Here is a 21027-nt window from a genome sequence, read left to right as displayed (position 1 = left end):
CGCGCTTCAAAGACCCAGAACGGTGCCCAGACTGATCGGCTCGGCGCTATCCCAGAATCCTTCGAATGTGGGGAGGTGGCGAAGGCAGTCGGCCGGGTCGTTTCGGCGAAGGAAAGCGCGGGGTGCATCGTACTGGGGGCGCAGCAGTATGTGGCGTTCGTCACTCACGACGAGGGCCTGTTGAATCGCGCTGGCATGCTGCGTTGCGATTTTTCTGACCTGTGCCACATGTCCGTAATCGACCAGCATCTGGCGCGTTCGCGGCAAGCGTGTCAGCAATGGCTGATCGTCGCGAATCAGGATTCTGATCCGCGCTTGCGCCAACCGGCGCAAGCATGACTGTAGTGTGGCCGGCCAGGCATCCCGGTCCAGGTGGAATCCGGTGAGATCGTGGTCGAGAACCCAGAGCGTGTGCTCGGTGGCTTCCAGCATTTGTCGCCACGCATCGAACCCTTGCTTCCAGGTGTCGAGGGCCTGGGCCTCGCCGTCAGGTTCTGCCATCGATCAGTGCCAGAAAGCCGTCTTCGTAGCAGGCATGGAGTAGCCCCTGTGTGTCTGCTGTCAGCGCATTGAATTGAGCCGGGGTCAGCGAGCGCTCATGGGCCATGATCTTGAGCGCGTCGATGTCCTCTTCGACACAGTCGAGGGCTTCGCCATTGAGATAGATTTCGTCGCCGTGGAACAGCATGACGCTCTTGATCGTCAAAGCAATGCCAAGTTTGCTCGCGGCGCTGACAAAGCGCTTCTCGGACAGCGGGGTATCCGGCGCATCAAAGACCACGGCCGCTTTGGGCTCACTCAGATAGCGGCCGAGGAAATCGCCGATGTCGTTCCTGTCCCAGGTGAGGCGCTCGATCATGCTGCTGACCTGGTTCACCATCGCAGCGCTGACTTCGGCGCTGTTGGTTTGCAGTTGCAGATCGGGGTCGGCATAAATGCCGTCGATACACAGGTTTTCCTGGACATAGGCCAGAAATTCGCTCACCAGTTCATCGGCGCGGGGTGATCTGAACCCAATGGAGTAGGTCATGCACTCACCGATGGCGACCCCGTTGTGTGCCCATTCCGGCGGAAGATACAGCATGTCACCGGGCTCGAGGACCCAGTCGAATTCGGGCTTGAAGCGCTGCAGGATTTTCAGCGGGGCGTCTTCAACGAAGGCCCGGTCGCTCTGGTGGCTGATTTGCCATCGGCGCTGGCCGAGGCCCTGAAGCAAAAACACGTCATAGTCGTCGAAATGAGGGCCGACCCCGCCGCCGTCGACCGCATAGCTGATCATCAGGTCGTCAAGACGGGATTGCGGTATGAAGTTGAATCGGCGCATGAGCGCGTCGGTTGCGCTGTCCCACAGGTTGACCCCTTGAACGAGCACGGTCCAGGGGTCTGACTTTCGCTTGAGGTCGGATGCCCGTTGAGGACCGTGCAGAACCTCCCAGCCCGCTCGCGTCTGGCGAACAAGGCGTGACTCGACGTCCGGATCGCGCGCCATGTCGAGCAGGGCGTCGCGCTCGATGGTGCCAGAAAACCCGGGGATGGCCTGGCGGATCAGCAGCGGCTTTTTCTGCCAATATTCGGCCAGGAATTGCTCGGGCGAGATGCCGCCCAACAGGATATTTTTCATGGGCGGAATGTTAGCGCGTCGCGTGGGCCCAGTGTGATGCGCGGCGTCAACATCGAGCTAAAATACCGCCTTTTTCGCGGACTGCCGTTTCATGCCGATCGCCGTCATCCATGCCCTTGATCACGAAGGTCAGGGCGTCAGTCGAACCGATGAGGGAAAAACCCTGTTCATCGAGGGCGCCTTGCCAGGGGAAACCGTGGAGTATGAACTCACGCGCGAAAAGCCGAGATTCGCCAAGGGTTTTGCCACGCGAGTGATCCGGCGCAGTGGCTTGCGGGTCGAGCCGCGATGCACGTTTTTCGGACACTGTGGCGGATGCAGCATGCAGCATCTCGATTCGAATGCTCAGGCCGCCATCAAGCAGCGCGTGCTTGAAGACGCGTTGTGGCACCAGGCCCGGGTCAAGCCGGGCGTCATCTATCCCGCGATCCTCGGTCCAGCCTGGGCCTACCGCTACCGTGCGCGGCTGAGCGTCCGTTGGGTTGAGCGGCTTGGCGGTGTGCTGGTGGGCTTTCACGAACGGCGCAGCAGTTACATCGCGGACATGACCTCGTGTGAGGTGCTGCCAAAGCGGATCTCGGCGCTGTTGCCGGCATTGCGGACGCTGATCAACCGTAGCTCGGTCGCCGAGCGCATGCCGCAGATCGAGCTGGCCATTGGGGATGGCGTCACCATTCTGGTCTTTCGAATTCTGGCGCCGCTTTCAAGCGAGGACGAGCAGCGCTTCCGGGATTTTTCGGACGCACACGACATCCAGATCTGGCTGCAACCGTCAGGCCCTGACTCGGCCTACAGGCTGTATCCGGAGGACGCGCCCGCGCTGACCTACACGGCGCCCGAGTTCGATCTTCGGTATGACTTCCGCCCCAATGATTTCACCCAGGTGAATTTCCACATCAATCGTTTGCTGCTGCGGCGGGCAATGCAGCTCCTTGATCCCCGACCCGGTGAGCGTATTGCGGATCTGTTCTGCGGGCTGGGGAATTTCAGTCTGCCGATCGCCCGGCGGGGTGCTCACGTCATTGGGATCGAAGGGAGCGAGGCGCTTGTCGAGCGCGCTGCCGCCAATGCGCAAGCCAACGGCCTGCAAGAGAGCAGCGAGTTCTATGCTGCCAACCTGTTCGAAGCAACCGAAGACAGCCTGGATGTACTGGGGCCGCTCGACAAGATGCTGATCGACCCACCCCGGGAGGGCGCCGTGGCGGTCGTCAAGGCGCTGGGGGCACAGTCGCCGCGGCGCATCGTTTACGTGTCGTGTAACCCGGCTACCCTGGCACGTGACACGGGCGTGCTGGTCCACGAGAAGGGATACGCGCTCGAAGGGGCGGGTATTGCCAACATGTTCCCCCAGACGTCGCACGTGGAATCGATCGCCTTGTTTGAACGGGACTGACGCAAGTGCGTCGCTTGGGTTATACTCGCGCCCGCGCTGATGATTCATCATGCGTACTGGAGGTGTGGCAGAGCGGTTGAATGCACCGGTCTTGAAAACCGGCAAGGGTTTGCGCCCTTCGTGAGTTCGAATCTCACCGCCTCCGCCAGAACATGAAAAAGCGCCCTGACGGGCGCTTTTTTGTTGCGGTGTCGTGGCTCAGATGTGTCGGTAGAGGCCTTCGAGCACCAGATCTGAAAAGCTCACGATGCCCACGACCCGGCTGTTTTCCACAACCGGTGCTCGCGAGAGTTCGAATCGGGTAAACAGCCGCGCGCAATAGCGGATGTCCATTTCCGGATCGACGGTGATTACGGGTTTGGCCATCACTTCATAGACGTTGACCCGGTCTGGCGCCCGGTCCTTGCCAAGCACATGGCGGGCTATGTCCGAAACGAGCAGCATGCCGTACTCGTCGTCGTCGTGGCGTTTGTCCACGATGAGCCCCTGAGCACCCAGTTTCTTCATTGCCTGAAGGGCATCGGTGATGGTGGCCATACCGTCGATGGTGTGGAAGTTCGCTTCCATGACATCACGGACGCGGATCATCTGCTTGGTGCTCATATTTCCTCCTCCACGGTACTTTCCAGCTCCTTGACCTGGCGTGTGACGCCCACAGCGTCTTCGACGTCGATCTGGAAAGCGATGCCAGTGCCGGGCGTGGCTTCGAATTCTCCTACCTCGGCGATCTTTTCGAGAATGTTCCGGCTCAAGTGTTCTTCAACCAGGAACAGCAGCATGTCGCGCTGGGTTTCAAACGACAGGCCGAAGAAGGTCTTGGTTTTCTGGATACCTTCCCCCCGTGCCTGATTGATGACGGTGCAGCCGGTGGCGCCCGATTCGCGAGCGGCCGCCATGACCTTGTCGGTCTTGTCATCTTCAACAAGGGCGATGAGCAGCTTGAAGTGCATGGTCAGGTTCTCCTTTCTTCTGCGTCACGTGCGGCAGTGCGTCGTGCATGCCATTCGGACAGCTGGGCATAGCCCATAACGGACATGATGGGAAACAGGCTGGCAAAGGCAATGAGGCCGAAGCCGTCGAGCAGTACGCTGCGGCCCGGGACGGTGCCGGCCAGCCCGAGCCCGAGTGCCGTGACCAGAGGGACGGTCACCGTTGACGTGGTGACGCCTCCCGAATCGTAGGCCAGGGCAATGATCATTCTGGGGGCTCGTGTCGTCTGCAAGATGACGACGACGTAGCCGGCCATGATGTACCAGTGCAAGGGCGTGCCCGTGACGATACGGTAGGCGCCCAGCGCGATGCCGATCGCCACGCCAATGGCGACGGCAACCCGGAGCCCCCAGACACTGATCGTGCCGCCCGATACGGACTCGGCTTTCAGTGCCACGGCAATCAATGAGGGTTCTGCAATCGTCGTCGAAAAACCGATGGCGAACGCGAACAGATACACCCACAGGTAGTGGTTCCAGTGCACCTGGTCGGGCACTGCGTCCAGAGTGCCGAACAGGAATTCGGGCGCGGTCAGTTGTTGGGCCATGAGTTTGCCGAGCGGAAACAGGGCCTGTTCAAGACCCTGAAGAAATAGGGTCAGTCCGATCAGCACGTAGATGAATCCGGTCAGCACGTTTCTCAGTTGAGGAACCGGCTTGCGAATGACGAACAACTGGAACCCGAAGATGATCGCCGCGATGGGAAAGACGTCGAGCGACGTGAGGGCAAGGGTGTGAGCGAAACTCAGGAGCCAGTCGGTCATCACACCACCATGCCGTAGCCCATGACGAAGATCATGGGGGTGAGGGAGGCAAATGCGATCAGGCCGAAACCGTCGACCATCGGATTCCTCCCCCGGATGGATGAGGCCAGTCCGACGCCCAGTGCGGTGACCAGCGGGACCGTGATGGTCGATGTCGTGACGCCGCCCGAGTCGTAGGCAATGCCAACGATCTCTGGGGGGGCAAACATGGTCATGGTGACGACGCCGAGATAGCCGCCAATGATCAGGTACTGGATCGGCCAGCCTTTGATGATGCGAATCACCCCCAGCATGATGGCGAAACCGACGGATAGCGCGACCGTATAACGCAGGCCCGACGCGTAATCGGCCATGGCGTTCTTGCTGTTGTCGATCACGCCGCCCTGGGCTGCGATTTCTGCCGCCTCAGCCGCGACCGCGATCAGCGCCGGTTCGGCCACGGTGGTACCAAAACCGAGCGCGAATGCAAACACCAGGAGCCACAGGACAGAGCCCTTGCGCGCAAAGGCATGCGCCATTTTTTCCCCAATGGGGAACAGGCCCATTTCCAGACCGCGAACGAAGAAGGTCAGGCCCAGCACCACCATGATGGTGCCGAGGAAGATTTCCCCCAGGTTGGGAATGGGCTGTTGCAGAACCGCCAACTGAAAGAAGGCGATGACGATCACGATGGGGGCAAGATCACGGGCGCTGTCGATCAGCGCCTTGATGAACAGTTGCAGCTGCTTGTTCATGCTTAAAGAGTCGGCCCGGGGACTGTTTCAGGTGGCTGTGCCCGGCAAAGCCGGGCAAACGCATCGATTCTAGCGGCGCGTGGCCGCCGCGTCACTCCTGAACGGCGCCCTCGAAGGGCGTGACGGTGACCTCGACCCGCGGCTCGTGGGCAGCGCCGCCCAGGATGATGCCGCGAAGCGGCGAAATATCACTGAAATCCCGCCCCCAGCCGATGGTGATGTGCTCGGTGTCCGGTCGAAGGTTGTTGGTCGGGTCGAATTCCACCCAGCCCAGCGCCGTCTCCGGCGCGTAAACCGAAATCCAGGCATGTGAAGCATCCGCACCGATCATGCGCGGCTTGCCCGGTGGCGGGTGGGTGAGCAGGTAGCCGCTCATGTAGCGAGCGGGCAGGCCCATGGCACGCAGGGCTGCGATCATGAAGTGGGCGTAGTCCTGACAGACCCCCCGCTTCTTGGCGAGCACCTCAAGCACCGGCGTGCTCACCGTGGTGGCTTCCGGATCAAAGGTGAACTCGTCGAAGATCTTTTCCATCAAGGCCTGTACGCCTTCGAGCACCGGCCGGCCAGCCGGGAAACAGCATGAGGCGTATTCGCGCAGCTCGTTCTTGACACGCACGTTGGGCGATTCGAACAGGAAACGCTTGGCGGCCAGGTCATCCGGAAGGGGGGCCGTGTTGCCGTGGTAGGTCAGCCGCTTCACGAGCGCATCCCAAGGCAGGCTTTCGGATAGGTCGATCCTGCCGCGCGGAAGCACTTCCAGCTCCATTTCCGATCTGACGTGAAGTGAGTCGTGCGGTTGGTAGCAGGCAAACCAATCCACCGGGTTGCCGAAAGCGTCTTCACCACTGCGATGCCAGGAGGGCTCCGGATCGATGACGAGCTCATGACGCAGGGTCTTCTGCCACTCGAAGGCACGTGGGCTCAAGTGGAGCATTTGCTGCGACAGGGAGACCGCGCCGCCGTAGTCGTAGAAGGTTTCGTGCAGAACGTGATAGCGCGCCATGATCAACTCGCAAGCATCAGGTGACTGACGCCATCGGTATGCGTGAAGAAGCGGCTGGCAATACGGTCGGACAGCAGGTGGGCTTCGCTTGTGAGGGTGCTCAGCACTTCGGCCATCTGTGTTGCTGCCTGTCGCGGGCGCGACTCGAAGCGGCTAAGGTCGAAGGTGCGCAAGGCATGAGCGACGCGTCGCAGATCCATGATCGGCAGATCACCCAGTTCGTCATCCAGCGCGGCCAGGTCGGAGAGGACTTCGACGACCTGAAAAATTACGCCGTGCGGGTTGCTCTCGTCCATGATCACCAGATCCACCACGGACAAGACCTCTGGCGTGCGCGCGTAGCGGGAGCGATAGGTGATGATGCTGTCGGTGACCTGCAGCAGCCACTCGAGATTGTCGCTGTCCCGTTCAAGATGCTGGCTCAGGAAGCTGCCGAGTGCCTCGCACAGGAACGCCAGACGCTCGATACGACGGCCAATGACGTGGAAGCGCCAGCCCGAATCGCGCGTCATGTTGTCGAGCGAGAAGCCGGTGAGCGAGGAGGACACCTGGAGCACCCGATCCAGCAGGCTGACCATGTCGCCCAGTTCCGGTCGCACCGGGCGCCGGATATTGACATCGCGCTGCAAGCGGTTGAGCGAGTGCCAATGGTCGAGCGACAGGCGCTCGCGCACTTGAGCGGCCGACCACTGAAGGCGACGCGAAATGTCGGCGACGCTGTTGTCGGTATCGGGCCCATACACGCCGCCCATCAGGTCAGCTTCAATGCTTGCGTTGGTGTCGTTCTGTTCGGGGTCGTGTGTTGGCAGGATGCGCACTCGCCGTGCAATATCGAGCAGGGCTTCCTGCGACGGGGTAATGTCGCCGCCGTTTTCAATGTGCTGGGAGACGCACACGCGCAGCACACGTGCCGTGAGATCGATCCGTTCGCTGTAGCGGGCCAGCCAGAACAGGTTCTCGACCACGCGCGAGGACAGGTTGCTGCCGCTGCGCACCAGATCGCTGACCGTGACCGTTTTCTTGAGGAGGCTGAACGGGTCGACAGCGCCCTCGGCGCGGACCCAGATGTCCTTGGCCGAACCGCCGCGCTGCATCGACAGCACCAGCGCATTGGAGCTGCCGGCCACACGCGCCAGGCCGCCCGGCATGACCTTGTAGCCATCGGGCGTGGCCACAGCGTACATGCGCAAGCCGACGTTGCGGGCGAGCAGGCGGCGCTCGTGGGCCCGACTCCAGACCGGTGTCTGTGACAGTCGCACCCACTCCTGAGCCACGTAGGCGTGAGGCCGCGAACGCACGCGGGCTTCCATCTCTGCACGCTCCTTGCCGCGAAGGGCATGACCGAAAACGGGCTCCATGCGCATCGTGGGATAGGCCGGCTTGAGCACCAGCGCATCCAGATTTTCCATGGCGTAGTCGAGGGCCGGAGCTTCGCCACACCACCAGGTAGCCACGGAAGGCAGCGAGAGTTCTTCTCCCAGCATGTCCTTGGCCACGGCCGGCAGGAAACCCATCATGGCCGAAGAGCCCAGCAGGCCGGAGCCCAGCGCGTTGCTCAGAAAGACGCGCCCTGCGCGAACCGCGCCCATGAGCCCGGGGACGCCGAGGGCGGAATCCCCGCGCAATTCCATCGGATCGCAGTAGTCGTCGTTGACCCGGCGCATGATCGCATGCACCCGTTGCAAACCGTTGAGTGTCTTGAGGTAGACCGTGTCGCCACGCACCGTGAGGTCTTGTCCCTCGACGAGGGGGAAGCCCAGATACCGCGAAAGATAGGCGTGCTCGAAGAAGGTGGCGTTGAAGGGGCCGGGGGTGAGCACCACGACCAGTGGCCGCTCGCCCGGGTCGACGGGCGCCAGCCGTTCCAGGCCTGATTGCAATTCGGCAAAGAAGCTCGCCAGCCGGTGAACTCGCATGTCCCGGAACAGGCGCGGGAAAACACGCGAGACAATGACACGATTCTCCAGCGCGTAGCCGGATCCGGTCGGGGTCTGCGTGCGATCGGCAATGACCCACCATTGACCGTCGGGAGACCGCGCCAGATCGACCGCATACTGGTGCAGGAAGACCCCCCCCGGCGGTTGGGTGCCGAGACACGGCCAGAGATAGCCATGCTGGCCGAAGACCAGCGCCGGCGGGATCAGGCCTTTGGCGAGGAGCTTTTGCTCACCATAAAGATCGGCGAGCAGGGCATTGAGCACGCGTGCGCGCTGAGCGATGCCGGCTTCGAGATAACGCCATTCGTCCGCGGACATGACGTAGGGAATCGGGTCGAGCGCCCAGGGGCGGTCCTGGCCGTCCGGATCACCATAGACGTTGTAGGCGACCCCGTCCTCCAGGATGCAGCGTTCGGCGAATTCGATACGCTGACGCATGCCCTCGGGTGAGGCCGTGTCGAGATGATCGAACAGCTCCCTCCACTGGGGACGAATGACACCATCCGGCGCCATCATTTCGTCGAAACGATTGGGCGGATGCGAATATATCGAGAGAAGCGTTCTTGCCATTTGCCTGCGCGGAGGGGATTCCCCCGGGCCCACCATTGGGCGCAGGGGAATAGATGTTACCTTGAACCAGTGCAATCAGCCGTGTCGGGATCGATATTTCGATCTCGACACGGCTTGATTACGGTCGGCGCAGGTCGAGGGTGAAGGGATGCTCCTTGTTCACCGTCACCTTGGCAGGTGTCACCCGACCCGGTGTGTGGCCGAAGTTGAAGAAGCGCGAGCGGCGGCGGCTCTCGGCCTCGTAGGCATTGACCGGGAAGCGCTCGAAATTCACGCCGCCGGGGTGGGCAACATGATATTGCGCGCCGCCGAGCGAGCGACTCGACCAGGTGTCCACCAGATCGAACACCAGCGGGACATGGACGCCGATGAGGGGCTGGAGGCATGAAGCCGGTTGCCAGGCGCGGTAGCGCACCCCGGCGACGAATTCACCAACCACACCGGTCGGCTGGAGCGGCACCGGGACGCCGTTGCAGGTGAGCTGATAACGGTCCGGGGCCATGCCGGTGACCTTGACTTCAAGGCGCTCGAGTGACGAATCCACATAGCGCACGGTGCCGCCGATGGCGCCTTCTTCACCCATGACATGCCAGGGTTCAAGCGCATTGCGCAGTTCCACCTTGATGCCGCGGCTGATGAACTCGCCGTGGATCGGGAAGCGGAAGGCGAAGTGCGGCGCGAACCACTCGAATTCGAACGGGTAGCCAAAGGCGTTGAGTTCTTCGATGACGTCGCGGAAGTCCTGCTCAACGTGATGCGGCAACATGAAGCGATCGTGCAGTTCGGTACCCCATCGCGCCAGGCGCTCTGGACGATAGGGTGTGTCCCAGAAACGCGCGACCATGGCCCGCAGCAGCAGTTGCTGAGCGAGACTCATGCGCGAATGCGGCGGCATTTCAAACGCCCGCAGCTCCACAAGGCCATGGCGACCTGCCGGGCCGTCGGGAGAGTACAGCTTGTCGATACAGAACTCGGCCCGGTGCGTATTGCCGGTCATGTCGATGAGCAGGTTTCGCAGCAAGCGGTCGATCTGCCAGGGCGGCGCGTAGCTGCCGGGTTCCGGCATCTGGCGCATGGCGATTTCGAGCTCGTAGAGGGTGTCATTGCGCGCCTCATCCACCCGTGGCGCCTGGCTGGACGGCCCGATGAACAGACCGGAGAACAGGTACGACAGACTCGGATGGTTGTGCCAGTAGGTAATCAGGCTGGCGAGCAGATCGGGGCGACGCAGGAAGGGTGAATCCGCCGGCGTGCGTCCGCCAAGCACGAAATGGTTACCGCCGCCGGTGCCGGAGTGACGCCCGTCAAGCATGAATTTTTCGCTCGTCAGGCGGCACATGTGGGCCGACTCATACAGGTGGGTGGTCTTGTCGACGAGCTCGTCCCAGCGGGAGGAGGGGTGGATGTTGACCTCGATCACGCCCGGATCCGGTGTGACGCTGAAGTGGTTGATGCGCGGGTCGCTCGGTGGTGCGTAGCCCTCGAGGATGACCGGAATGTCCAGATCTTCTGCCGCAGCTTCCACCGCAGCGACCAGTTCCAGATAATCATCCAGGCTGCCCGTCGGCGGCATGAAGACATACATCACGCCCTTGCGTGACTCGGCGCAGATGGCGTAGCGGGTAATCCAGTGAGCCGACTGGCCCGGCGCCGGACGGGCGGCCGAGAGGTGCTGCGCGCTGCCCATGCCTTCGGCCTCGCCACGTTTGAGTGCGTTGGCCTCCTGGCCATGCATACCGGACATGCCGGAGCCCGCGCTGTCGGGCATGCCGGCCGGCGCGTAATACTCGGCGCCGAAATCGTCGCGCAACTGGGCCCGGATCTGAGCGTGAGATGCCAGCGGCTTCGGGCTGTCCATGGGGTCGGGTTGATGAATCCAGGGGTATTCGCCTTCAGTGACCCACGGCTGGGAGTCGAGCGGGAGACGGTAGCCCAGTGGCGAATCGCCCGGGATGAGGTAGCAGCGTTCGGCACGCAGGAACCACGGGCCGGTCTCCCACTGGCCGGCGGCGTTCTTCATGATCGGGAAGATATGGCCGGTCGGGTTCTTGAAACCCTGATCGAACACCTTCATCAGGCGCTTGCGTTCGAGCGGATCGTCCACCCGCGAGTCGAACGGATCGACGTTGCCGGGCAGGCGGCGCTCGCGCCACATGTAATAGAAGACGTCTTCGTAGCCGGCGAAGACAAACTGCGGATCAAGGCCGAGGAACTGCGCAATGCGTTGCAGCAACCTGTCGGCATCGGCTTCGGTCACGCCGTAGTCTTTCTTTTCGTCCGCGAGTAGCGCCGGGTTTTTCCACATCGGTTCGCCGTCGTGTCGCCAGAAGCAGTTCAGTGCCCAGCGTGGCAGTTGCTCGCCCGGATACCATTTGCCCTGGCCGAAGTGAGCCAGACCGAAGGGGGCGTACTTGTCCTTGAGGCGATGGTAAAGGTCTGCTGCGCGCAGACGCTTGGTCGGACCCATCGCTTCGGTATTCCATTCGGCGCCGTCGGGGTCATCCGACGCCACGAAGGTAGGCTCGCCCCCCATGGTGAGGCGCACGTCCATGGCATTGAGGTCGGCGTCCACCTGATGACCCAGGGCCTCGATGTCGGCCCATTGCTCATCGGAGTATGGCTTGGTGACGCGCGGCGCTTCGAAGATACGGGTGACCGACATGGCGTGGCCGAATTCGACCTCACTCTTGCTGACGCCGCCGGTGATCGGGGCGGCAGAGGCCGGCTCGGGCGTGCACGCCAGCGGAATGTGGCCTTCGCCCGCAAACAGGCCGGAGGTGGGGTCCAGCCCGACCCAGCCGGCACCCGGGAGGTACACCTCGCACCATGCATGCAGGTCGGTAAAGTCGTGGTCAGTCCCCTGGGGGCCATCAAGTGCCTTTACATCGGCTGTGAGCTGGATCAGGTAGCCTGAAACAAAACGGGCAGCAAGGCCGATATGGCGGCACAGTTGCACCAGCAGCCAGGACGTGTCGCGGCACGAACCGCTGCGCTTCTTCAGCGTTTCTTCGGGCGTCTGAACGCCCGGTTCCATGCGGATCGTGTAGTCGATGTGCTGTTCCAGACGCTGGTTGAGTTCGACCAGGAAATCGACGCTGCGCTTGGGTGTGAGATCAATGCCCTTGAGGTAGGCCTCGAATAGTGGCGCGCTGCCATCGAGCAGGGGCAGCTTGTACATGTAGGGCGTCAGTTCGTGACGCTGCCATGCCTCGTACTCGAAGGGAATCTTGTCTGCGTATTCATCCAGGAAGAAATCGAACGGGTTGATCACCGACATTTCGGCGACCAGATCCACCTCGATGCGCAGCTTGTCGGTCTTCTCAGGGAAAGCCAGGCGCGCCAGCCAGTTGGCCTGGGGATCCTGCTGCCAGTTGATGAAGTGGTTGCCCGGTGTGACTTTCAGACTGTAGGAGCGGATCGGCGTGCGCGAATGGGGGCAGGGCCGTAGGCGGACAACCTGAGGGCCGAGTTCAACCAGTCGGTCGTAGCTGTACTCGGTAACGTGATTGAGGGCGACGTGGATCGACACGATAAGCTCCGGAAGGATATGGTGCGGTACAGCATGGATTCTAACGCCGAGTTGATGACGAACGTGATCGACATCCGGAAAAACCCGGCATCAGAGCCTCATGCGGCGATAGAGGTTTCAAGGAAGTCGCAGTGAATTCGGTCACCGAGATCTTCGATTCGCGACATGAAGTCGGTCAGAAAAACGTGCAGGCCCCGGCTCAGAATGTCGTCGATGCGGCCATATCTGACCTCACTGTACAGCTTGCCGGCGCGTCGCTGTGTCTCACCTGACTGTTCATTTGCCACCAGTTCAAGACTTTTGACAACGGCACGCATGCAGAAGTTGAGTGAGCGGGGCATGCTCGGGTGAAGAATCAGTAATTCAGCGATCTTCGAAGGGCTGATGACCGAGCGATACGTCTTGCGATACACCTCGAAGGCAGACACCGACCGGAGCAGGGCGCCCCATTGGTAGAAATCGGTGGTTCCTTCGCGCTGCCCGGGTTGCATCCCGTGGTATTTGACGTCCAGTATTCGGGCTGTATTGTCGGCGCGCTCGAGCACCGTACCCAGACGGATGAAGTTGTAGGCCTCGTCCTGGAGCATGGTGCCCAGCGTGGCGCCACGAACCAGCGACGAGCGCAGTTTGACCCATTCGAAAAACTCGGCCGGGTCTGACAGCACCGAATCGAATCGGTGGGTCTGAAGCTCGAGCCAGGACGTGTTGAAGGTCTCCCACATGTCTGCGGTGATGGTGTCGCGCACGGCGCGGGCGTTTTCCCTGCACATTCGAAGGCAGTTGTAGACCGACGCGGGGTTGCTCATGTCGGTGAGCATGAACCTCAGAACGCTGTTTGCGTTGGCTTCGTCGAAGCGCTCGAAAAACGGCTCTTCCAGACTATTGAGCGAAATGATGGCCCGCCAGTTCTGGTCGGCCACTTCGGTGGATTGGGGGACAAGCGACATTTGCCATGTCACGTCGAGCAAGCGTGCCAGACATTCGGCGCGTTCGATATAGCGGGCCATCCAGTACAGATGGTCGGCTGTGCGGCTCAGCATATTGATCCTTTCTGCGTAGTCGAATGGTTGCTCAGTCTTCGAGGACCCAGGTGTCCTTGGTACCACCGCCCTGGGACGAATTGACCACCAGCGAGCCTTCGCGCAGGGCCACTCGGGTCAGGCCGCCCGGCACCATGCGAACCTCCTCGCCCGAGAGAACGAAAGGCCGCAGATCAATATGCCGAGGTGCAATACCGGATTCAACAAAGGTGGGGCAGTTGGACAACGAGAGCGTGGGCTGGGCAATGTAGCGTTCGGGATGGGCCTGCAACTGTTTGCGGAACGCTTCGATTTCGGCCTTGGTGGATGCCGGGCCGACGAGCATGCCGTAACCGCCGGCGCCATGAACCTCTTTCACCACGAGTTCGGGCAGGTGAGCGAGCGTGTAGGCCAGGTCATCGGGTTCGCGGCAGACATAGGTCGGCACATTGCTGAGCAGCGGCTCCTCACCCAGATAGAAGCGGATCATGTCGGGGACGAACGGGTAGATCGACTTGTCGTCGGCCACGCCGGTGCCAATCGCGTTGGCGAGCGTCACGCGACCGGCTTTGTAGGCATCGAGCAGTCCGGGGACGCCAAGCATCGAGTCCTTGCGGAAAGCCCGTGGATCGAGGAAATCGTCATCCACTCGGCGATAGATGACATCGACGCGCTTCGGTCCCTGGGTGGTGCGCATCCAGACGGTGTCGTCGTGGACGAACAGGTCTCGGCCCTCGACCAACTGAACGCCCATCTGTTGCGCCAGATAGGTGTGTTCGAAGTAGGCGCTGTTCAGTGCGCCCGGCGTCAGGACGGCCACGGTCGGGTTTTCGACGCCAAGTGGTGCCACCGAATTGAGGCTGTCGAAAAGCAGGTCTGGATAATGCAGTACGGGTGCAATCTTGTGCCGTGCGAACAATTCCGGAAAGAGCCGCATCATCATCTTGCGGTCTTCGATCATGTAAGACACCCCGGAGGGGACTCTCAGGTTGTCTTCCAGAACATAGAACTCACCTTCGCCCGCGCGAACCACATCGACACCGGCGATGTGGGCGTAGATGCCGCCCGGGACGTCGACACCCAGCATTTCGGGTCTGAACTGACCGTTCTTGAGTACCTGATCTGCGGGAATGCGTCCTTCCGCAAGTATGGCCTGATCATGGTAGATGTCATGAAGGAAAGCGTTGAGTGCCTTCACGCGCTGCTTCAATCCCGCCGCGAGGGCTTTCCATTCTGCCGATGGAATGATGCGCGGCACGATGTCGAACGGAATCAACCGTTCGGTGCCTTCATCTTCTCCATAGACGGCGAAGGTAATTCCCACCCGGTGGAAGGCCATGTCGGCCTCTGCGCGTCGGCGGTCGATTCGCTCGCTCGGCGTGCTCTTGAGCCAATTGGCAAAACAGTCGTAATGCGGTCTTACGCTGCCGTCGGCCGCGTGCATTTCGTTGTAGAAAGATGCGCCCATGGTTTCTCTGCCTTGTTCGAATTGCTGTATTCGGGGTCTTGAAGTTCCCGAGGGCGATATTGCTTCGCCCGACAAGGCTTACGCATGCTCCGTGCCAGGTCGGAATCGTGGCGGAAGCATCTTTTGATCATGCTGCAGGAGAAATTAGGGGCAGAATTGCCCCATTTTGGTGCGGGCGGCTCTGCGGACGCGCGTGTAAACGGTGCGTGCCTTAAAGCATGTCCCGGGTGAAGTCTGCCCAGCAGTTGGGCGTCTCGAACAGGCGTACCCGTTCGAGCCGGAGATGGTTGCCGAAAGAATCGGTGTAGTGCGCGTCGAGAATGCGGAACGCGATGAGCGCCAGATTTTCTGCTGTCGGAACTGCGTCGAGCAATACGGTCTTATGATCAGGCAGACTTGCCAGAAAGTTGACGATGGGGGTGTCGTGCCGGTACGCGAGGAATGCATGATCCCAGTGGTCGACGAGCTCACGCTTGGCAATGTGCTTGATCTCGCCAAAATCCATCACCATGCCGTTGGCCGGGTCGCCGGCCTTCTGGATGATGTCGCCGGTCAGGGATATTTCAAGCACGTACCGATGGCCATGCAGATGTTTGCATTGGCTGGCATGATCGGGAATCCGGTGTCCAGCATCGAATTCGAGTCGACGGGTGATGCGCATCGGGGCGTCTCGATTGAAGGGAGGCGGATTATATCATCCGGTTCCCGACTCACAGCGGGCCGGCGCAACAGAGAGTGGAGCAATGAAGGTATTGAAAGTGACGGATCATCGGCGGGACTTCGCCGGGATGACCTATGTCTATCCCGTACTCTCGCGACGGGCCGGTGGCGTGTCGATCGGCATCAATCTGAATCCGAACAACGCATGTAACTGGCATTGCGTGTATTGCCAGGTGCCGAATCTGACGCGGGGGGCGGCTCCCGAGATTGATGAAGTCCTGCTGGAAGAGGAATTGCAATCCTTCCTTCTCGCCTTGACGACAGGCGACTATCTGGAGCGCCACGTACCGGAAGGCTTGCGCCGCATTCAGGATATTGCCTTTTCGGGTAACGGGGAGCCGACAAGTGCGCCGCATTTCGATCGCATTGTCGAGCGTGTTGTCCGGTTGCGCGATGAGGCTGGATTGCACAATCTGCCTGTACGTCTCATCACCAATGGCAGTCTGGTTCACAGGCCCGCAGTCCAGCATGGGCTCAAGGTATTGGCAAAAGCGGGCGGGGAGGTTTGGTTCAAGGTCGATGCAGGGCGCGCTGACGACATCGAACGCATCAACGGCGTATCGCTCGACGCTGACAAAGTCAGTCGTTCGCTGGCCCGGTGCGCCGAACTCTGTCCGACGTGGGTTCAGACCTGTTTGTTCGCCTGGGATGGTGTGCCGCCGACGGAGGCTCAGATCGATGCCTATCTGCGCTGTCTTGATGCGGCCGGTGTGGATCGCCTGAGCGGCGTGTTGCTCTATGGTGTCGCGCGGGAATCAATGCAACCGGAGGCTGAGCGGGTGACGCCGCTGTCTGAGGCGCAACTGCAGGAATATGGCGACCGCATCAAAGAACAAGGGCTGACGGTTCGCGTCAGCCCCTGATTGCGCGCTCAACACGGAGAGCGATATTACTTGCTCGTCTTGCGTGAAGCGCGTGCTTCCTTCTTTAGTGCTTTGAACATATCCGGATCGTTCTTTTTCAGATACTCGGATACTTCAATGTCCTCGCGCTTGACCTTGCTGATGTCGACCTGTTCGATATGAACCAGACGCAGCAGAGCCTGAACGGGGCGTGGGATGTTGCGGCCACTCTCGTAACGCGAACCACCACTTTGGGTTACGCCGATCTGGGACCAGAATTGGGACTGATTCAGACCCAGCTTGCGACGAATCTCTCGAACGTCAACCTTCTTATCGGTGCTTTTCATGCTGATTTCCTCTCCGCATTGCTTATCTTACGAGGGTATGCTCAAGTCCTGACTTTTCTTGAAGGTATATAACTTTGGTCATACCGTGATCAAAGTATATGCAAGTCATTTGAAATAACACAAGCATTTTTTCACGATCGTTCACTTACCTGCAATAAATATGTGGTGAGGGTTTTCCCGCACCACTTTCTGAGACCGCCATCAACCGTGCGGGTTTCGGTACAATAGCCGGTTTTACACGCCGTTCGTCGGACAAGATCATCAGGAATACCTATGGCACTCATAGTCCAGAAATATGGTGGCACCTCAGTCGGTACGCCCGAGCGTATCAAGAACGTGGCCAGCCGCATCGCCCGCTTCCGGGAGCAGGGGCATCAAGTCGTGGTCGTGGTTTCCGCCATGAGCGGGGAAACCAACCGACTTATCGGTTTGACCAAAGAGATCTCCGCCAACCCGACACCACGAGAGCTCGACGTTGTTGTCTCCACCGGAGAGCAAGTCACGATCGGTCTGCTTTGCATGGCACTTCACGAAGCCAGTGTGGGTGCCAAAAGTTATACCGGCGGGCAGGTGCGCATCCTGACGGACAGCTCGCATACGAAGGCACGCATCCTCAGTATTGATGAGGCGAACATGCGCCGTGATCTCGATGCCGGCAATGTGGTCGTTGTTGCGGGTTTTCAGGGGGTGGATGAAAGCGGCAACATCACGACGCTGGGACGTGGTGGTTCCGATACCACCGCCGTTGCGCTGGCCGCTGCACTGCAGGCGGATGAATGCCAGATCTACACCGATGTTGATGGTGTCTACACGACGGACCCGCGTGTCGTGCCGGAGGCGCGCAAGCTGGACAAGGTGACCTTCGAGGAAATGCTCGAAATGGCGAGCCTGGGGTCTAAGGTCTTGCAGATCCGCTCCGTCGAATTCGCAGGCAAATACAAGGTCAAGCTCCGCGTGCTGTCCAGTTTCGAGGATGGCGGTGAGGGCACACTGATTACCGTTGAGGAAGAAGACACTATGGAACAGCCGATCATCTCCGGCATCGCCTTCAATCGTGACGAAGCCAAGCTCACCGTGCTGGGTGTGCCCGACAAGCCCGGAATCGCCTACCAGATTCTGGGGCCGATTGCGGATGCGAATATCGACGTCGACATGATCATCCAGAACGTTGGTCATGATGGCCTGACGGACTTTTCCTGCACCGTCAGCCGAGGCGATTACGACAAGGCGGTCGCTGTTCTCGAGTCCTCTCGCGAGCACATCGGCGCGCGCAGCATCGAAGGCGACAAGAGCATGGCAAAGGTGTCGATCGTTGGTGTGGGCATGCGCTCGCACCCGGGTGTCGCCTCGAAGATGTTCAGAACCCTGGCTGAGGAGGGGATCAATATCCAGATGATCTCGACCTCGGAAATCAAGATTTCCGTCGTTATTGACGAGAAGTATCTCGAGTTGGCTGTACGTGTTCTGCACAAGGCTTTCGGCCTTGATGAACAAGCTGCTTGATAGGGTTTGACCAAGGGGCGCGAAATCAGTATTATCGCGGCCCTGTGGTACGGAGACGTGGCCGAGAGGTCGAAGGCACTCCCCTGCTAAGGGAGCATACCGGCAAAACCGGTATCGAGGGTTCGAATCCCTCCGTCTCCGCCACATACCAGCGATTAGGGCTTTGCTGAATGTAATAAAAAAGCTATAATCGTTGTTTAGGTTGCGCTCGTAGCTCAGTTGGATAGAGTACCTGGCTACGAACCAGGGGGTCGTGGGTTCGAATCCTGCCGAGCGCGCCAACAGCATTACGAAAAGTCGCGATTTTTGCGCGGCTTTTTTTGATCTTCGCTCTAAAAAGCGGAGGTCGTGGTCAAAGCGCTCGTAGCTCAGTTGGATAGAGTACCTGGCTACGAACCAGGGGGTCGTGGGTTCGAATCCTGCCGAGCGCGCCAGTCAAAAAAGGGATCGCAATTGCGATCCCTTTTTCTTTGGGTTCGCCGAAGACGTCATGGCGTCGTTGGTGCGAACCTGAGAAACTTGGTGAATCAGTGCGGTCACAGCGCCTTCATCGATAATCCGTTATCATTTTTGCAGTGCACCGTTAAGGTGCTCCTGAAATCTACACTGGAGTCACTTATGGCGATTCAACCGGTCATTCTTTCCGGCGGTTCCGGCACGCGGCTGTGGCCGCTTTCCCGCGAGCAATATCCTAAACAGTTGCTTGCACTGGACGGTGACGAGACCATGTTGCAATGCACCGCAAAGCGTATGGCCGAGTTTGATGGGGAGGTGACAGCGCCCGTGGTCGTCTGCAACGAGGAATACCGTTTCATAACGGCTGAGCAGATGCGCACTTGTGGTGTACCGGGTGATCGTATCGTTCTGGAGCCTTTTGGCCGCAACACCGCACCAGCACTCACCCTTGCAGCCTTGATGGCTGAAGATGCGGATCCGATCTTGCTCGTCATGCCCGCCGATCACGTCATTCGCGACCGTGGGGCATTTCAGGCGGCGGTTACGACGGGCGCTGCCATGGCGGCTGATGGCGCCATGGTGACGTTTGGTATCGTGCCTGAACGGCCTGAAACGGGTTATGGCTATATCCGTTGTGGTGGCGAAGCGGCGCCCGGGGTTCGGGAGATTGCTGCGTTTGTCGAAAAGCCGGACGCTGATACAGCCCAGCGCTATGTGGATAGCGGGGACTATCTCTGGAACAGCGGCATCTTCATGGTCCGCGCGACGGTCTGGTTGAAGGCAATCGCAATGCTTCAGCCAGAGATGGCCGATAGTTGCCGCAACGCGGTTGCAGAAACCTCCCGCGACGCGGATTTTGTGCGTATTGACCGGGTGGCGTTCGACGCGTGTCCATCCGATTCTATTGACTACGCCGTGATGGAGCATCTGGCGGAAAGGCGTGACTTGGGCATCGCCGGGGTGGTGGTGCCGCTTTCGGCAGGGTGGTCTGATCTGGGTGCATGGGATGCGCTCTGGGATGTGGCCGAGAAGGACGAGAACGGCAACGTCGCCCGTGGTGACGTGATGTTTGAAGGGGCTGAAGGCAACCTGGTTTTTGCCAGTGACCGGTTGGTAACGTGCCTTGGTATCAAGGACGTCGTTGTGGTTGAGACACCCGACGCGGTCATGGTCGCTGACAAGCGCTGCACGCAGGATGTGAAAAAGCTGGTCAGTCGTCTGAAACAAGGCGCACGTAGCGAAGCGTCGGCGCACCGCAAGATCTATCGCCCTTGGGGTTATTACGACTCCATCGATGCCGGCCCACGATTCCAGGTCAAGCGTATTGTGGTCAATCCGGGCGCGTCGCTGAGTCTCCAGATGCATCACCATCGAGCTGAGCACTGGATTGTGGTGAGTGGTACCGCAATGGTGACCCGCGGCGAAGAAACGCTGATGTTGTCCGAAAATCAGTCAACGTATATCCCGCTCGGGACAGTCCATCGTCTTGAGAATCCGGGCAAGTTGCCGCTCGAGATGATCGAGGTCCAGTCCGGGGGATATCTTGGTGAAGATGACATCGTCCGATTCGAGGACACTTATGGACGCGGCTGATTAAGCCTCCGGGGCTTCGGTGCAGGGATCTGGATCGAAGCCGAACACGCGCGGGAGGTCCCTGCGCGAGACCGTCTCGATTGGCCATTGATACCCCGAGAATCGGAGGGCGAGTCGATCAGGGGCTGTCTCAAATATCGAGTCGGACAGGCGGGAGAGCTCTCGATCATCGATTTTCGCCAGCCCTGACGCAGTGTCAGCGTAGAGATGACCGTCTTCGTCGATCAGGAACTTCCGCGGCTGAACGGTTTTGCCGGTTTGTGTCACCAGCAAAGCATCTTCAATATGAACGATCCATGGTGCGGCTTCCAGCGAGACAAACACGCGCTGTGGCCCGTTTTGTACGAACCAGCGACCGTTTCCGTCATGGTCGTAGTTGCGGTTGAGAAACGCAATCATGGTGGGGTTCGAAACGACCTCACCTTTCAGGCGCCATCGACCTCTGCCGTCGAGCGATAGCCAATGAAAAACGGCCGGGACATCCGGCCATTTTTTCATTGCGGCCTGGACGATTTCATCCATGCCGATTCGATACGGTG

18 protein-coding genes and 4 tRNA genes are annotated in these 21027 nt (G+C 60.1%); 8 read left to right on the top strand and 14 right to left on the bottom strand.

The window, feature by feature from the left end; translation table 11 throughout:
- Positions 1-6: 6 nt before the first annotated feature.
- Together J0W34_RS11885 and J0W34_RS11880 are read right to left on the bottom strand one after the other, a co-directional pair.
- Entirely contained in the window at positions 7-501 is a 495-nt protein-coding gene (locus J0W34_RS11885) for a DUF7931 domain-containing protein (protein WP_230968935.1), read from the bottom strand.
- Positions 488-1621, bottom strand: a complete 1134-nt coding sequence (locus tag J0W34_RS11880) for a cupin domain-containing protein (RefSeq protein ID WP_230968934.1) — start codon at positions 1619-1621, stop codon at positions 488-490. The genes J0W34_RS11885 and J0W34_RS11880 overlap by 14 nt, the downstream gene beginning before the upstream one ends.
- A 91-nt stretch (positions 1622-1712) precedes the next feature.
- On the opposite strand from J0W34_RS11880, the gene rlmD reads away from it, so the two are divergent.
- Both rlmD and J0W34_RS11870 read left to right on the top strand, forming a co-directional pair.
- A complete protein-coding gene (rlmD, locus tag J0W34_RS11875) occupies positions 1713-3014 on the top strand; it encodes a 23S rRNA (uracil(1939)-C(5))-methyltransferase RlmD (protein WP_230968933.1) in 1302 nt (433 codons plus the stop codon).
- A gap of 58 nt (positions 3015-3072) precedes the next feature.
- Positions 3073-3162 (top strand) — tRNA-Ser (locus J0W34_RS11870).
- A 50-nt stretch (positions 3163-3212) separates the two neighbouring features.
- Here J0W34_RS11870 and J0W34_RS11865 read toward each other — a convergent pair.
- From J0W34_RS11865 to queD, 10 genes are all read right to left on the bottom strand, one after another.
- Positions 3213-3617, bottom strand: coding sequence for a CBS domain-containing protein (locus tag J0W34_RS11865; RefSeq protein ID WP_230968932.1), 405 nt, complete (start codon positions 3615-3617; stop codon positions 3213-3215).
- Positions 3614-3964, bottom strand: a complete 351-nt coding sequence (locus J0W34_RS11860) for a P-II family nitrogen regulator (protein ID WP_230968931.1) — start codon at positions 3962-3964, stop codon at positions 3614-3616. The genes J0W34_RS11865 and J0W34_RS11860 overlap by 4 nt, the downstream gene beginning before the upstream one ends.
- Positions 3965-3966: 2 nt before the next feature.
- A complete protein-coding gene (locus tag J0W34_RS11855; protein WP_227814333.1) occupies positions 3967-4767 on the bottom strand; it encodes a DUF1538 domain-containing protein in 801 nt (266 codons plus the stop codon).
- Positions 4767-5501: a DUF1538 domain-containing protein gene (locus tag J0W34_RS11850; protein ID WP_227814334.1), complete on the bottom strand. Its 735-nt coding sequence runs from the start codon at positions 5499-5501 to the stop codon at positions 4767-4769. Before J0W34_RS11850 ends, J0W34_RS11855 begins: the two co-directional genes overlap by 1 nt.
- A gap of 91 nt (positions 5502-5592) precedes the next feature.
- Complete coding sequence (locus J0W34_RS11845; protein ID WP_227814335.1) at positions 5593-6504, bottom strand: transglutaminase family protein; 912 nt, start codon at positions 6502-6504, stop codon at positions 5593-5595.
- 2 nt (positions 6505-6506) lie between these two features.
- The gene (locus tag J0W34_RS11840) at positions 6507-9011 is read right to left on the bottom strand and encodes a circularly permuted type 2 ATP-grasp protein (protein ID WP_230968930.1); all 2505 of its coding nucleotides are present in this window, start codon (positions 9009-9011) and stop codon (positions 6507-6509) included.
- A gap of 118 nt (positions 9012-9129) precedes the next feature.
- Complete coding sequence (locus tag J0W34_RS11835; RefSeq protein ID WP_230968929.1) at positions 9130-12540, bottom strand: transglutaminase family protein; 3411 nt, start codon at positions 12538-12540, stop codon at positions 9130-9132.
- Between the two features lie 98 nt (positions 12541-12638).
- Entirely contained in the window at positions 12639-13580 is a 942-nt protein-coding gene (locus tag J0W34_RS11830; protein ID WP_227814338.1) for an alpha-E domain-containing protein, read from the bottom strand.
- 31 nt (positions 13581-13611) lie between these two features.
- Positions 13612-15027: a circularly permuted type 2 ATP-grasp protein gene (locus J0W34_RS11825; RefSeq protein WP_230968928.1), complete on the bottom strand. Its 1416-nt coding sequence runs from the start codon at positions 15025-15027 to the stop codon at positions 13612-13614.
- A gap of 211 nt (positions 15028-15238) precedes the next feature.
- The gene (gene queD / locus J0W34_RS11820) at positions 15239-15688 is read right to left on the bottom strand and encodes a 6-carboxytetrahydropterin synthase QueD (RefSeq protein WP_230968927.1); all 450 of its coding nucleotides are present in this window, start codon (positions 15686-15688) and stop codon (positions 15239-15241) included.
- Between the two features lie 82 nt (positions 15689-15770).
- Here queD and J0W34_RS11815 point away from each other — a divergent pair, with 82 nt between their 5' ends.
- Complete coding sequence (locus tag J0W34_RS11815; RefSeq protein WP_230968926.1) at positions 15771-16610, top strand: radical SAM protein; 840 nt, start codon at positions 15771-15773, stop codon at positions 16608-16610.
- Positions 16611-16636: 26 nt separating this feature from the next.
- On the opposite strand, the gene J0W34_RS11810 is transcribed toward J0W34_RS11815, so the two are convergent.
- Positions 16637-16936 carry a helix-turn-helix domain-containing protein gene (locus tag J0W34_RS11810; RefSeq protein ID WP_227814341.1) on the bottom strand — a complete coding sequence of 100 codons (300 nt, stop codon included), beginning with the start codon at positions 16934-16936 and terminating at the stop codon, positions 16637-16639.
- Positions 16937-17209: 273 nt separating this feature from the next.
- Between J0W34_RS11810 and J0W34_RS11805 the strand changes: the two genes are divergently transcribed.
- From J0W34_RS11805 to J0W34_RS11785, 5 genes are all read left to right on the top strand, one after another.
- Positions 17210-18439 carry an aspartate kinase gene (locus tag J0W34_RS11805; RefSeq protein WP_230968925.1) on the top strand — a complete coding sequence of 410 codons (1230 nt, stop codon included), beginning with the start codon at positions 17210-17212 and terminating at the stop codon, positions 18437-18439.
- Between the two features lie 51 nt (positions 18440-18490).
- Positions 18491-18583: transfer RNA gene (locus J0W34_RS11800), tRNA-Ser, on the top strand.
- Between the two features lie 60 nt (positions 18584-18643).
- Positions 18644-18720 (top strand) — tRNA-Arg (locus J0W34_RS11795).
- 76 nt (positions 18721-18796) lie between these two features.
- Positions 18797-18873 (top strand) — tRNA-Arg (locus J0W34_RS11790).
- Positions 18874-19057: 184 nt separating this feature from the next.
- Complete coding sequence (locus tag J0W34_RS11785; RefSeq protein ID WP_230968924.1) at positions 19058-20488, top strand: mannose-1-phosphate guanylyltransferase/mannose-6-phosphate isomerase; 1431 nt, start codon at positions 19058-19060, stop codon at positions 20486-20488.
- Here J0W34_RS11785 and J0W34_RS11780 read toward each other — a convergent pair whose 3' ends face one another.
- On the bottom strand, positions 20489-21010 hold the full coding sequence (locus tag J0W34_RS11780) for a DUF2946 family protein (protein ID WP_230968923.1): 522 nt from the start codon (positions 21008-21010) through the stop codon (positions 20489-20491).
- Positions 21011-21027 lie beyond the last annotated feature (17 nt).

Origin of the sequence: Nitrogeniibacter aestuarii (assembly GCF_017309585.1) — a bacterium.
GTDB classification, from domain to species: domain Bacteria; phylum Pseudomonadota; class Gammaproteobacteria; order Burkholderiales; family Rhodocyclaceae; genus Nitrogeniibacter; species Nitrogeniibacter aestuarii.
Note: the sequence above shows the minus strand (reverse complement) of the source record. Positions and strands in the feature narration are given on the sequence as shown.